The 12,164-nt window shown below is 72.0% G+C and carries 12 protein-coding genes and 2 pseudogenes; 9 read left to right on the top strand and 5 right to left on the bottom strand.

All coding sequences use genetic code 11. The annotated features are described in order from the left end of the window. A pseudogene (locus tag AB8Z75_RS22815) lies at positions 1 to 339 on the bottom strand (hypothetical protein); the annotation flags it as partial. After that, positions 321 to 707, bottom strand: a pseudogene (locus AB8Z75_RS22810) (MFS transporter); the annotation flags it as partial. The pseudogenes AB8Z75_RS22810 and AB8Z75_RS22815, both read right to left, overlap by 19 nt. Before the next feature lie 298 nt (positions 708 to 1,005). Between AB8Z75_RS22810 and AB8Z75_RS22805 the strand changes: the two are divergent. From AB8Z75_RS22805 to AB8Z75_RS22770, 8 genes are read left to right on the top strand one after another with little or no spacing between them, the layout of a single operon-like run. After that, positions 1,006 to 2,478, top strand: coding sequence for a 2-hydroxymuconic semialdehyde dehydrogenase (locus AB8Z75_RS22805; RefSeq protein WP_369204891.1), 1,473 nt, complete (start codon positions 1,006 to 1,008; stop codon positions 2,476 to 2,478). After that, the gene (locus AB8Z75_RS22800) at positions 2,475 to 3,326 is read left to right on the top strand and encodes a 2-keto-4-pentenoate hydratase (RefSeq protein WP_369204889.1); all 852 of its coding nucleotides are present in this window, start codon (positions 2,475 to 2,477) and stop codon (positions 3,324 to 3,326) included. The genes AB8Z75_RS22805 and AB8Z75_RS22800 overlap by 4 nt, the downstream gene beginning before the upstream one ends. Continuing rightward, positions 3,323 to 4,291, top strand: coding sequence for an acetaldehyde dehydrogenase (acetylating) (locus tag AB8Z75_RS22795; protein WP_369204887.1), 969 nt, complete (start codon positions 3,323 to 3,325; stop codon positions 4,289 to 4,291). The genes AB8Z75_RS22800 and AB8Z75_RS22795 overlap by 4 nt, the downstream gene beginning before the upstream one ends. Beyond that, positions 4,288 to 5,343 (top strand): 4-hydroxy-2-oxovalerate aldolase, encoded by a 1,056-nt coding sequence (gene dmpG, locus AB8Z75_RS22790; RefSeq protein ID WP_369204893.1) that lies wholly within the window; start codon positions 4,288 to 4,290, stop codon positions 5,341 to 5,343. The genes AB8Z75_RS22795 and dmpG overlap by 4 nt, the downstream gene beginning before the upstream one ends. After that, positions 5,340 to 6,104 carry a 2-keto-4-pentenoate hydratase gene (locus AB8Z75_RS22785; protein WP_369204885.1) on the top strand — a complete coding sequence of 255 codons (765 nt, stop codon included), beginning with the start codon at positions 5,340 to 5,342 and terminating at the stop codon, positions 6,102 to 6,104. Before dmpG ends, AB8Z75_RS22785 begins: the two co-directional genes overlap by 4 nt. Beyond that, positions 6,104 to 6,562: a RidA family protein gene (locus tag AB8Z75_RS22780; protein WP_369204884.1), complete on the top strand. Its 459-nt coding sequence runs from the start codon at positions 6,104 to 6,106 to the stop codon at positions 6,560 to 6,562. Before AB8Z75_RS22785 ends, AB8Z75_RS22780 begins: the two co-directional genes overlap by 1 nt. Continuing rightward, positions 6,559 to 7,080, top strand: a complete 522-nt coding sequence (locus AB8Z75_RS22775; RefSeq protein ID WP_369204882.1) for a 3-hydroxyanthranilate 3,4-dioxygenase — start codon at positions 6,559 to 6,561, stop codon at positions 7,078 to 7,080. The genes AB8Z75_RS22780 and AB8Z75_RS22775 overlap by 4 nt, the downstream gene beginning before the upstream one ends. 3 nt (positions 7,081 to 7,083) lie before the next feature. Continuing rightward, entirely contained in the window at positions 7,084 to 8,076 is a 993-nt protein-coding gene (locus AB8Z75_RS22770) for an amidohydrolase family protein (RefSeq protein ID WP_369204880.1), read from the top strand. Positions 8,077 to 8,091: 15 nt separating this feature from the next. Here AB8Z75_RS22770 and AB8Z75_RS22765 read toward each other — a convergent pair whose 3' ends face one another. Continuing rightward, positions 8,092 to 9,063, bottom strand: coding sequence for a LysR substrate-binding domain-containing protein (locus AB8Z75_RS22765; RefSeq protein ID WP_369204878.1), 972 nt, complete (start codon positions 9,061 to 9,063; stop codon positions 8,092 to 8,094). Positions 9,064 to 9,327: 264 nt separating this feature from the next. Here AB8Z75_RS22765 and AB8Z75_RS22760 point away from each other — a divergent pair, with 264 nt between their 5' ends. After that, complete coding sequence (locus tag AB8Z75_RS22760) at positions 9,328 to 10,824, top strand: MFS transporter (protein WP_369204876.1); 1,497 nt, start codon at positions 9,328 to 9,330, stop codon at positions 10,822 to 10,824. 12 nt (positions 10,825 to 10,836) lie between these two features. On the opposite strand, the gene AB8Z75_RS22755 is transcribed toward AB8Z75_RS22760, so the two are convergent. Next, a complete protein-coding gene (locus AB8Z75_RS22755; protein ID WP_369204874.1) occupies positions 10,837 to 11,304 on the bottom strand; it encodes a hypothetical protein in 468 nt (155 codons plus the stop codon). A 136-nt stretch (positions 11,305 to 11,440) separates the two neighbouring features. Continuing rightward, on the bottom strand, positions 11,441 to 12,164 hold a 724-nt coding region (locus tag AB8Z75_RS22750; RefSeq protein ID WP_369204872.1), incomplete at its 5' end, for an SAM-dependent methyltransferase.

Here is a 12,164-nt window from a genome sequence, read left to right as displayed (position 1 = left end):
GCGGGTGGCCGGATCTGCCCCCAACCGCCCTCCCGGCTCGACGCGGTGATGGGCCCGCCGCACGACCGCCGTCCGCAGAGCGAGGACTGCCTGCACCTGACCGTCACCACGCCCGCCAGGGACGGCGGGCGTGGTGACGGTCAGGTGCAGGCAGTCCTCGCTCTGCGGACGGCGGTCGTGCGGCGGGCCCATCACCGCGTCGAGCCGGGAGGGCGGTTGGGGGCAGATCCGGCCACCCGCAGGGGCGGTCTCGTGACGGGGCCGCGGGCGGGGCGGCGCGAAGCGCTCCGCCGTGGCGTACCGGATCGGCCCCGACCTGATCACCGGCTTGTCGTCCATGCCTCACCTCCGCGTTCGGGGAGGGCGGCGGCCTTCGCCGCCTCCTCGGGGACCAGGCGGAAGAGCGCCGCCGCGCCGACGAGGCTGCCCCCGCAGAGGGCCACCAGGTACCAGGTGACGCCGGTCGAGGAGCCGCCGGAGCCGAGCAGCGCGGTGGAGATCATCGGCGCCAGTCCTCCGCCGAGGATCGCACCGGCCTGCAGGATCAGCGAGGAACCCGAGTAGCGGACGTGGACGGGAAAGGTGTCGGCGATGATGCTGCCCTGCACGCAGTGGGTCACGGGGATGACCAGCCCCATCCCGGCGAGTGCCAGGACGGCGAGCGCCGCCTGCCCGGTGTCGAGCAGGGGGAAGAACACCGCGCACCACGCGGCGGCGGTGCCGTAAGGAAGAAGTCGTACCACTCCAGGGTGGTTCCGACCAGCGTGGCGAGTGCGGTTCTGCCGGGGGGCTGTGTCGGTGGTGGCTCTGCCGGTGGTGGCTCTGTCGGGGTTGCTCATGGGGTGACCCTGGCCCCGTGAGACATGACACACAAATACCGAATCCGGCTGCTGCCATACCCGACCGCGCATAACCGGCCGCCGACGGCAGCCATACCGAAACAGCTATGGCGCACCGCGAAAACTTCATTTGTCCGGCATGGTGCCGGCTTCCAGAGTGGGAGCCATGACGGCACAGACAGGGCGGTGGATCCGCAACTTCGTCGCCGGGCGCTTCATCGAGCCCGACGAGAAACGCAGCTTCGAGAACGTCGACCCGGCCACCGGAGTGGTGCACTCCCTCGTCCACGAGGCCGACGACCACCTCGTGGACCGCGCCGTGACAGCGGCGAGGAAGGCCACCGGCGCCTGGGCCCGCACCCCGGTGCGCGAACGCACCGCCGTGCTGCGGCGCGCCGCCGACCTGATCGAGGAGCGCTTCGAGGAGTTCGTCGCGGCGGAGACCGCCGACACCGGCAAGCCCGTCGCCCAGGCCCGCGACCTGGACGTGGCACGGGCCGTCGCCAACTTCCGCACCTTCGCCGACGTGGTCGCCGCCGCAGGAGTGGAGTCGTTCGTCACCGACCTGCCAGGTGGGCACCAGGCGCTCAACTACGCGGTGCGCAAACCGCTCGGTGTCGTCGCGGTCATCGTGCCGTGGAACCTGCCGCTGCTCCTGCTGACGTGGAAGGTCGCCCCCGCGCTCGCCTGCGGCAACGCGGTGGTCGTCAAGCCCAGCGACCAGACCCCGGGATCGGCCGCCCTGCTCGCCGAGGTGCTGGCCGACGCGGGGCTGCCGGCCGGCGCCTACAACGTCGTCCACGGCTTCGGCGGCGACTCGGCGGGCGAACACCTCACGGCGCACCCGGGCGTCGACGGCGTCACCTTCACGGGATCGTCGGCCACCGGAGCGCACGTGATGAAGACGGTCGCCCCGCGCGTGCGGCCGGTCTCCTTCGAACTCGGCGGCAAGAACGCGGCGCTCGTCTTCGCCGACGCCGACCTCGACGAGACGCTGGACGGGCTGACCCGCTCGGTGTTCGCCAACACCGGGCAGGTGTGCCTGTGCACGGAGCGGGTCTATGTGCAGCGGTCGGTGTTCGCCGACGTCGCCGACGGCCTGGCCGAACGGGCCCGCTCGCGGCGGCTGGGCCACCCGGGAGACGAGGCGACCACCACGGGACCGCTGATCTCGCAGACGCACCGCGACAAGGTGCTCGGCTACCTCGCGCTCGCCGAGCAGGCCGGTGCGAAGGTCCTCACCGGCGGCGGCGTCCCCCGTCTGGGCGCGGAACTGGACGGCGGCTCCTGGATCGAACCGACGCTGTGGACGGGGCTGACCCACGCGGACCGGCCCGTGCGCGAGGAGATCTTCGGCCCCGTCGCCGCGCTGATCCCCTTCGATACCGAGGAGGAGGCCGTCGCGCTGGCCAACGACACCGACTACGGGCTCGCCGCCTCGGTCTGGACCAGCGACCTCACGCGCGGGCACCGCGTCGCGCAGGCGATGAACGTGGGCATGGCCTGGGTCAACACCTGGTTCCTGCGCGACCTGCGCTCGCCCTTCGGCGGCGTCGGGCTCTCCGGCATCGGCCGCGAGGGCGGCGCCTCCTCCCTGCACTTCTACACCGAACCGACGAATGTGTGCGTGCACCTGTGAGTGAATCCCCCCTTCCCGAGACCCCACCACCCTCCGGCGCCACCGGCGCGGCGGCGCGGATCGACGCCGCCGCAACGGCCCTGACCACCGCCGCCCGGACGCGCACCCCGTGCCCGCCCGTACGCGAGTACCTGGGCGCCACCGACGTGGACGCGGCCTATGCCGTGCAGCGCCGCCTCACCGACGCCCGCGTGCGGGCGGGCGCGCGCCGTGCGGGCGCCAAGATCGGTCTGACCGCGCGCACCGTGCAGCAGCAGTTCGGCGTCTTCCAGCCCGACTTCGGCCTGCTCTTCGACGACATGCTCTACGCGCACACCGAGCCGCTGCCCCTCGACCGGTTCCTCCAGCCGCGCGCCGAGGGGGAGATCGCGTTCGTGCTCGGGCGCGACCTCGACCTGCCCGGCGCGAGCGTGGCCGACGTGCTGTGCGCCACCGAGTTCGTGCTGCCCGCCATCGAGATCGTCGACTCGCGCGTCGCCGGCTGGGACCTGGCCCTGACGGACACCGTCGCCGACAACGCCTCCAGCGGTGCGGTCGTCCTGGGCACCACACCGCATGAGTTGGCCGGGCGCGACCTCGCCCGCACCGGGATGTGCCTGTCCCGCGACGGCGAACCCGTCTCCTTCGGCGCGGGGCACGCCTGCCTGGGCTCCCCCGTGGTGGCCGTCGCCTGGCTGGCCCGCGAGATGGTGCGGCGCGGCCTGCCGCTGCGGGCCGGCGACGTGGTGATGTCCGGCGCGCTCGGGCCGATGGTGCCGGTCACGGGACCGTGCCGCTACCGGCTTGAGCTGGACGGCATGGGCGAGGTCGAGGCCGTCATCGAGGACGCACGGGAGGGGGAGGCATGAGCGCCGGGACCACCAAGACCGACGGCACCGTGCCCGTCGCCGTCATCGGCTCGGGCAACATCGGAACCGACCTGATGATCAAGGTGCTGCGGCACTCGCCGTGCCTGCGGATGAGCGCGATGGCCGGCATCGACCCGGACTCGGACGGGCTCGCCCGTGCCACCAGGCTGGGGGTGGCCACCACGCACGAGGGCATCGACGGGCTGGCGGCACTGCCCGAGTTCGCCGACGTACGGGTGGTCTTCGACGCGACGTCCGCCAAAGCGCACCCGCGCAACGCCGAGATCGCCCGGCGGCACGGGAAGCTGATGATCGACCTGACCCCGGCGGCGCTCGGCCCGTTCGTCGTCCCGCCGGTCAACCTGGAGGCCCAGCTGGGCGCCGAGGACGTCAACATGGTGACCTGCGGAGGACAGGCCACCGTGCCCGTCGTCGCGGCCGTCTCCCGGATCGTGCCCGTCGCCTACGGCGAGATCGTCGCCTCCCTCTCCTCCCGCTCGGCCGGTCCCGGCACGCGCGCCAACATCGACGAGTTCACCCGGACGACGAGCGAGGCCATCCGCACGGTCGGCGGCGCCGAGGCCGGCAAGGCGATCATCGTCCTCAACCCGGCCGAGCCGCCGCTGGTGATGCGCGACACCGTCTACTGCCTTCTCGCCTCGCCGCTGGACGACGGCACGCGGGAGCGGATCTCGGACTCGGTACGGCGGATGACCGAGGCCGTACAGGAGTACGTGCCCGGCTACCGGCTCAAGCAGGACGTGCAGTTCGACCCCGTCGAGGACGCCCTCGTGCCCGCGCTGGGCCGGCGGGTCACCGGCGTGCGGGTGTCGGTCTTCCTCGAAGTGCGGGGCGCAGGTCACTACCTGCCCGACTACGCAGGAAACCTCGACATCATGACGGCCGCCGCCGTCCGCACCGCCGAGAAGACCGCCGCACTACGAGGATGGGTGAAGCCGGCATGAAGCTCTACGTCCAGGACGTGACCCTGCGGGACGGCATGCACGCCATGGGCCACGCCTACACCACCGACCAGGTACGAGCGATCGCCGCCGCCGTCGAGGCGGCCGGAGTCGCCGCCGTCGAGGTCGCACACGGCGACGGGCTCGGCGGCTCCAGCGCCACCTACGGATTCGGCGCGCACACCGACGAGGAGTGGATCGAGGCGGCGGCCGACGTCCTGGAGCACGCCACACTGACGACCCTGCTGCTGCCCGGCATCGGCACCGTCGACCACCTGCGGCGCGCCTGGGACCTGGGGGTGCGCAGCGTCCGCGTCGCCACCCACTGCACCGAGGCCGACGTGGCGGCCCAGCACATCGCCTGGGCGCGGGAGAAGGGCATGGACGTGTCCGGCTTCCTGATGATGAGCCACCTCAACTCCCCCACCGAACTGGCCCGGCAGGCGGCGCTGATGGAGTCCTACGGCGCGCACTGCGTGTACGTCACCGACTCGGGCGGCCGGCTGACGATGCGGGACGTGGCCGAGCGGATCGACGCGTACCGCCAGGCGCTGGACGCGGAGACCGGGGTCGGCATCCACGCGCACGAGAACCTGTCCCTGTCGGTCGCCAACAGCGTGACCGCCGTCGAACACGGGGCGACCCGGGTGGACGTGGCGCTGGCCGGGCAGGGCGCGGGCGCGGGCAACTGCCCCGCCGAGGCGTTCGTCGCCGTGGCCGACCTGCTCGGCTGGGAGCACGGCTGCGACCTGTTCGCGCTCCAGGACGCCGCCGAAGAACTCGTCCGCCCGCTGCGTGACCGTCCCGTCCAGGTGGACAGGGAGACCCTCACCCTCGGCTACGCCGGGGTGTACTCCAGCTTCGCACTGCACGCCGAACGGGCCGCACGGCGCTACGGGCTCGACACCCGGGACATCCTGCTCGAGATCGGCCGCCGCCAGATGGTCGGCGGCCAGGAGGACATGATCGTGGACATCGCACTGGACCTGGCCGCCCGGCAGGAGGCCGCGGGACAGGAGGCCGCGGGGCAGGCCGTCGAAGGGGGCGCCCGATGATCGCCGCCGACACCGTGGAGGAACTCGCCGGGCGGCTCGACACCGCCCTCACGAGCTGTGCCGACACGCCGAGCCTCGCCGAGAGCCACACCTTCGCCCTCGACGACGCGTACGCGATCCAGGCCGCACTGCTGGCCCGGCGCGAGGCGCGCGGCGAACGCGTCACCGGCGTCAAGCTGGGCTTCACCAGCAAGGCGAAGATGGCGCAGATGGGTGTCAGCGACGTCATCGTCGGACGCCTCACCGATGCCATGCGCGTCCCCGACGGTGGCGAGGTCGACCTGGCACGCTTCATCCATCCGAAGGTCGAGCCGGAGGTCGCCTACCGGCTGAGCCGCGACGTGGACCCGGACGACCCCGCGGCGGACATCGAGCGGTGCGTCGACGCCGTCGCCCCGGCGCTGGAGATCATCGACTCCCGGTACCGCGACTTCCGGTTCACCTACGAGGACGTCGTCGCGGACAACACCTCTGCGGCCGGGTACGCGCTGGGCGCCTGGCGCCCCGTGCAGGACGTCTCCAACCGCGCCGTGCGGCTGGTGGGCCCGCGAACGGAGGCCGTCGGCTCGACCGCCGCCATCCTCGGCTCCCCCGTGCGTGCCCTGCACGCGCTGCTGGACATGTGCAGGCGGCGCCGTATCCCGCTGGGCGCGGGGCAGATCGTGCTCGCGGGCGCGGCCACGGCGGCGGTGCCGCTCGGGCCGGGTGTCACCAGGTGCGACGTGGCGGGGCTCGGCTCCGTCGGTGTGCGGGGGCTGTGATGGACCAGGCGCGCGTCGTCGCGGGCAAGGCCACCCCACGGGGCCGCTTCCCGCACGTGAGAGTCGCCGGGGACTTCGTCTTCGTCTCCGGCACGAGTTCCCGTCTCCCCGACAACACCTTCGTCGGCGTCGAGACCGACGAGATGGGCACGGCGAACCTCGACATCCGGGCGCAGACCCGCGCGGTGATCGAGAACCTCCGCGACCTCCTCGCCGACGTCGGCGCGGGGCTCTCGGACATCGTGCAGCTGACCACCTACCTGGTGTCGATGAACGACTTCGGCGGCTACAACGAGGTTTACGGCCGCTTCTTCGACGAGAGCGGCCCCACGCGCACCACCGTGGCGGTGCACCAACTGCCGCACCCGCACCTGCTCATCGAGATCCAGGCCATGGCGCACCTGCCCCGCGCCGCCACCGCACCCACCGCCGCTTCCCCCGAGAAGGAGCCGTCATGACCGACCTCCCCGAGGTCATCGATTTCCGCGGCTGGATCGCCGCGCACGAGCACCTGCTCAAGCCGCCGGTGAACAACCGCACCATGTCGCTGGGCAAGGACTTCATCGTCCAGATCGTCGGCGGCCCCAACCAGCGCACCGACTACCACCTCGACCCGTACGAGGAGTGGTTCTACCAGGTCAGAGGGGACATGCACGTCAACCTCATGACGCCGTCAGGGCCGCGCACGGTGCACATCCGCGAGGGGCAGGCCTGGCTCCTGCCCGGGAACGTGCCCCACTCGCCGCAGCGCCCCGACCCCGACTCCATCGGTCTGGTCATCGAGCGGGTCCGCGAGGAGGGCACCCTGGAGAAGTTCCTCTGGTACTGCCCGCAGTGCTCCGCGCAGGTCCACGAGGCCGAACTCCAGGTCCGCGACATCGTGGCGGACCTGCCGCCCGTCTTCAGCGCCTTCTACGAGGACGAGCGGGCACGTGTCTGCCCCCGATGCGGTGCCGTGCACCCCGGGAAGGGCTGAGCGGTGACGGACATCATCGACGTCCACACCCACTACGTGCCCCGGGGGTGGCCCGACCTGTCGGCCGACGCCGGGCCCGGGGCGCCGTGGCTGCGGATCGAGTCCGAGGCCGACGCCATGATCATGGTGGGGTCCCGGGAGTTCCGCCGCGTCCAGGCCGACTGCTGGGACGCCGAGACCAGACTGCGGGACATGGACGCCGACGGGGTGCGAACCCAAGTGGTCTCCCCCACGCCGGTGTTCTTCCACTACGGGCGCACAGGACGGCAGGCCGCGCGGATCGCCCGGATCTTCAACGACCTGGCCCTGGAGATCACGGCACCGGCCGCGGACCGGCTCGTGCCCTTCTGCCAGGTGCCGCTCCAGGACCCGGACGCCGCCTGCCGCGAGCTGGAGCGCAGCGTCGCGAACGGGCACCGGGGGGTCGAGATCGGCAACCACGTCGGCGATCTCGACCTCGACAGCGAGGGCGTCGTCACCTTCCTCCAGCACTGCGCCTCGCTCGACGTCCCCGTCTTCGTGCACCCCTGGGACATGGCCAGCTCACCGCGGCTGGACCGGTGGATGGCCCAGTGGCTGACGGCCATGCCGGCGGAGACGCACCTGTCGATCCTGGCGCTGATCCTCGGCGGAGTCTTCGACCGGGTCGACGAGCGGCTGAGGATCTGCTTCGCGCACGGCGGCGGGTCGTTCGCCTTCTGGCTGGGCCGGATGGAGAACGCCTGGCACGGGCGCAACGACGTCATCGGCACCTCCGAGCACCCGCCCTCGCACTACCTGGGCCGCTTCTTTGTGGACTCGGTCGTCTTCGACGACCGCGCCCTGCGGCTGCTGGTCGACACGGTGGGCGCCGACCGGGTCATGGTGGGCAGCGACTACCCCTATCCGCTGGGCGAGCGCCCGGCGGGCCGGGTCGTGCGCGAGAGCCCGAGCCTGGACCAGGACGTTCGGCACCGCATCATGCGGGGCAACGCCGAGCACTACCTGGGACTGTGATGCCACGCCGGTGCGTCAGGGGTGCTCCGCCCCTGACGCACCGGCGTCCGCCCCCGACACGTGCGGAGGCGTCATGTGGGCGGCCGTCTCCTCCAGGCTGCGGATCAGCGCCTGCGCGGACGGGCTCAGCGTACGGGTTGCCGAGACGGTCAGCCCGACGCTGTGCCCGACCTGCTCCAGACGGACCGGCAGCCGGGCGAGCCGGGTGTCGTCCCGGACGATCAGGCCGGGGAGCACGGCCACCACGTCGGTCTCCAGCAGCAACTGGCGGACCGTGAGGAAGGACGTGGTCTCCACCCGGTTGTGCGGCAGCCCCAGACCGCTGCGGGCGAACAGCTCCTCCACCTCGCGGCGCAGCACGGTCTGCGGTCCCGGCACGATCCACGGGTGGTCCAGCAGCTCGGTCAGCGTGACCTCGGCCCTGGCGGCGAGCGCGTGGGAGGCGCCGACGACCAGTTCCACGGACTCGTCGTACAGCGTGCGGCGCAGCATGCCCTCGCCGGAGGGCGCGGTCAGCCGGCCGACGATCATGTCGACGCGCCCGGCCTCCAGGTCCAGCAGCAGCGCTTCGGGCGTGGCTTCCCGCACGACGACGGTCAGGTAGGGGTGCTCGCGCTTCAGCGCGGCGATGGCTCGGGGCAGCAGGACGTTCGATCCGGCAAGGTGTGTGCCGACGACCGCCGTTCCGCGGTCGGCCTCCGCCAGCTCCACCACGTGCCGGCCCGCCTGGTTGAGCTGCGCCAGCACCGCACGCGCGTGCTGGGTGAACGCCTGCCCGAACACGGTCGCCGTGACGCCGCGCGGCCCCCGTTCGAACAGCGGCACGCCCAGGATGTCCTCCAGCTCGTGGAGGCTCCGGGTCGCGGCGGGCTGCGTCACGTGCAGCTCGGCGGCGGCACCGACGACCGTGCCCTGCCGCACGAGGGCGTCCACGAGCAGCAGGTGCCGGAACTTCAGCCGGCCGTCGAGCAGGCGGGGGATCTCCACACGCCGACACTAACCGAGGCCTCCTTCCGGCCTTCCGGCCGCCCGCGGTCCCCCGGAGGCCTCCTCCAGGCACCGGACGGCAGCGGTGTGGACGCGCGCGGGGGACGACCCGAACGGACCCGGCGGCCGGGACGCCACGGCCGGCTGCGGGTACCGGTGAGGGGGGCCGCTGACCTGATCGGATACCGGCGGGACGAGTGAAGCCGCCCTCCGAGGGGACCTGCAATGCAGCCTTGAGCACGCGTCGGAACGGAGGGTAGGTGCATGGCCGACAACAAGCCGCCGGGCGGCATGGGTGAAGGAGTCGAAGAGGGCACGGTCACCACGGACGTGCCCGCACGGCTCGACCGTCTTCCCTGGTCGCGCTGGCACTGGATGATCGTCATCGGGCTCGGCACCGTCTGGATCCTGGACGGCCTCGAAGTGACGGTCGTCGGCAACGTCGCCGGCAGGCTCGCCGAGTCGGACAGCGGCCTGGACATCACCGCGGGCCAGGTCAGCGGGCTGGCCGCGGCCTTGTACGTGGCCGGGGCCTGTTCGGGCGCGCTGTTCTTCGGCTGGCTGACCGACCGGTGGGGGCGCAAGAAACTCTTCATGATCACCCTGGCGGTCTATCTGGGGGCCACCGCCATGACCGCGCTCTCGTTCGAGAGCTGGTGGTTCTTCCTCTTCCGCTTTCTCACCGGCTTCGGCATCGGCGGCGAGTACGCCGCCATCAACTCCGCCATCGACGAGCTGATCCCGTCCAAGTACCGCGGCCAGGTCGACGTCATCATCAACGGCAGCTTCTGGCTCGGTGCGGCCGGCGGCGCGCTGCTGTCCATCGTGATGCTGGACGAGGACATCTTCCCCGCGAACCTCGGCTGGCGGCTCACCTTCGCGCTGGGCGTCGTCCTCGGGCTGGTGATCCTCCTGGTGCGGCGCCACGTGCCGGAGAGCCCGCGCTGGCTGTTCATCCACGGCCACGGGAAGACCGCAGAGCAGTTGGTGCGCCGGGCGGAACGGGAGACCGTCGCGCACCGCGGTGAGGAGCTGCCGCCGCCCGCGGGGCAGATCACCATTCACCAGCGCAAGGCGGTGGGCTTCGGCCTCATCGCCCACGCCATCTTCACGCGCTATCCCAAGCGCGCCGTGCTCGGCCTGGCCCTCTTCCTCGGGCAGGCGTTCCTCTACAACGCCATCACCTTCGGTTTCGGCACCATCCTGATCACCTTCTTCGACGTGGACTCGGGCCGGACCGGCTACTTCTACGCCGTCATCGCCGCGAGCAACTTCTGCGGGCCCCTGCTGCTGGGCCGGCTGTTCGACACCCTGGGCCGACGGCTGATGATCTCGGGGACGTACCTGCTCTCGGGTGTCCTGCTGTTCGGCACCGCATGGCTGTTCGATGCCGGCCGGCTGAGCGCCGCCACCCTCACCGCCTGCTGGTGCGCCGTCCTCTTCTTCGCCTCGGCCGGTGCGAGCTCGGCCTACCTGACGGTCAGTGAGGTCTTCCCGATGGAGACCCGCGCCCTGGCCATCGCCTTCTTCTACGCCGTCGGCACCGCTGCGGGCGGCATCAGCGGCCCGATGATCTTCGCTCAGCTCACCGAAACCGGCGTCGTGGGGGACACCGCGCTCGCCTTCCAGATCGGAGCGGGGCTGATGACGGCGGCCGGGCTCGTCGCCGTCGCCCTCGCGGTGCCGGCGGAGCGCCGCGGTCTCGAGGACATCGCGGCGCCGCTCACCCAGCGGCAGCCCGAGCAGCCGAACGGACGGTGACCGCGGAGCGGATCACCGCACCAGGGGCGCGGCGGCGACGACGAACGCCTCGATGCCCTCCTTCGCCGCGGCGTCCCTGGTGTCGTGACCCTCCTGGTCGGTGGCTTTGGAGACATCCCGCGTGCAGTCGTAGGCCTTGACGGCGGCCGACTGCACGTCCCTGCGGTCGGTCACCAGTCTGACCCGGTACAACTCCTGCCTGGCCACGGTCCGCAGACGGTGCGCCTCGTCGCGCGCGGTGACGTACTCCGCGCTGTCGCGGTCCTCCTTCTTGCGGTACCAACGGTCGGCCTGGCCACGCCGGTAGTCCTCCGCCGCCGCGGCGAACGCGCTGAAAATGGCCACCCGTTCCTGGCGGAGCGCCTCCGCGCGCGCGAAGTCCTCCCCGCGCTGGGAGGCGAGGCGCTGGAAGACATGGGTGATCACGGAACCGAGCAGCGTTCCCACCACTGCGATGACACTCGCCCAGAGAGCTTCCACCCGCCCAGTCGATCACACGAACGGATGAGAGGGCAGCCCCTTTCGCCGCCGGACGGCTCCTGCGCGGGAGCACCGGGGAGGGCGTGCGTGCCGGTGAGGGGCAGCGCAACGCAGCTCCTCACCGGCGCGCACCGCCTCAAGGACGCTGCGCGAAAGCGTGGAACATGTGTTCCATCAGCCGGGGTGCGGACTCCAGCGGCCGGCCCAGGCGACGCGCCGACTCCAGGACGGAACACTCGTCGTACCGCCAGCCGAGGGAGGCCAGTTGGTCCCGCGGACTGCGCTTGCTGCCGTCGGGCAGCAGCGAGGGCAGGTCGATGCCGAGGGCCGCGCCGCCGTCGCGCACCAGCGCGTCACCGGCCATCTCCTCGACGGCCGAGACGTGCTCGACCGCGAGGCGGCTGCCGGAAGCGGAGAGGCGGTCGACCTCCTTGAACAGCTGCTCGTCCGCTTCCGGCGGCAGATACGGCAGCAGGCCCTCCGCCAGCCAGGCGGTGGGCAGCGTGGCGTCGAAACCCGCCTCTTCGAGCGCGGACGCCCAGTCCTCACGCAGGTCCGCGCGTACGGGGGTGTGCGCGCAGGAAGCCGCGGCTCCGCGCTCCTCCAGGACGGCCAGCTTGAAGTCGAGCACCAGCGGCTGATCCAGCTCGAAGCAGCGGACACCGGCCGGCCACTCCAGCCGGAAGGGGCGGGTGTCGAGCCCCGAGGCGAGGATGACGATCTGCCGTACGCCGTCGCGGGCGGCGCCGGTGAGGAAGTCGTCGAAGACCCGCGAGCGTATGCCCAGGTACGCGGTCATCAGCGGCCACAGTCCGGACGCGCCGGCCCGCTCCTCCAACGCGTCCAAGGTGGTGGGGAAC

It is taken from the genome of Streptomyces sp. PU-14G, assembly GCF_041028275.1.
In the GTDB taxonomy this organism is placed as follows: Bacteria; Actinomycetota; Actinomycetes; order Streptomycetales; family Streptomycetaceae; genus Streptomyces.
Note: the sequence above shows the minus strand (reverse complement) of the source record. Positions and strands in the feature narration are given on the sequence as shown.

What these genes read in the sequence shown, in the direction of transcription:
- AB8Z75_RS22805 (WP_369204891.1), top strand. Translation starts at nt 1,006, where the DNA reads ATGACGGCACAGACAGGGCGGTGGATCCGCAACTTCGTCGCCGGGCGC.
- AB8Z75_RS22795 (WP_369204887.1), top strand. Translation starts at nt 3,323, where the DNA reads ATGAGCGCCGGGACCACCAAGACCGACGGCACCGTGCCCGTCGCCGTC.
- dmpG (WP_369204893.1), top strand. Translation starts at nt 4,288, where the DNA reads ATGAAGCTCTACGTCCAGGACGTGACCCTGCGGGACGGCATGCACGCC.
- AB8Z75_RS22785 (WP_369204885.1), top strand. Translation starts at nt 5,340, where the DNA reads ATGATCGCCGCCGACACCGTGGAGGAACTCGCCGGGCGGCTCGACACC.
- AB8Z75_RS22780 (WP_369204884.1), top strand. Translation starts at nt 6,104, where the DNA reads ATGGACCAGGCGCGCGTCGTCGCGGGCAAGGCCACCCCACGGGGCCGC.
- AB8Z75_RS22775 (WP_369204882.1), top strand. Translation starts at nt 6,559, where the DNA reads ATGACCGACCTCCCCGAGGTCATCGATTTCCGCGGCTGGATCGCCGCG.
- AB8Z75_RS22760 (WP_369204876.1), top strand. Translation starts at nt 9,328, where the DNA reads ATGGCCGACAACAAGCCGCCGGGCGGCATGGGTGAAGGAGTCGAAGAG.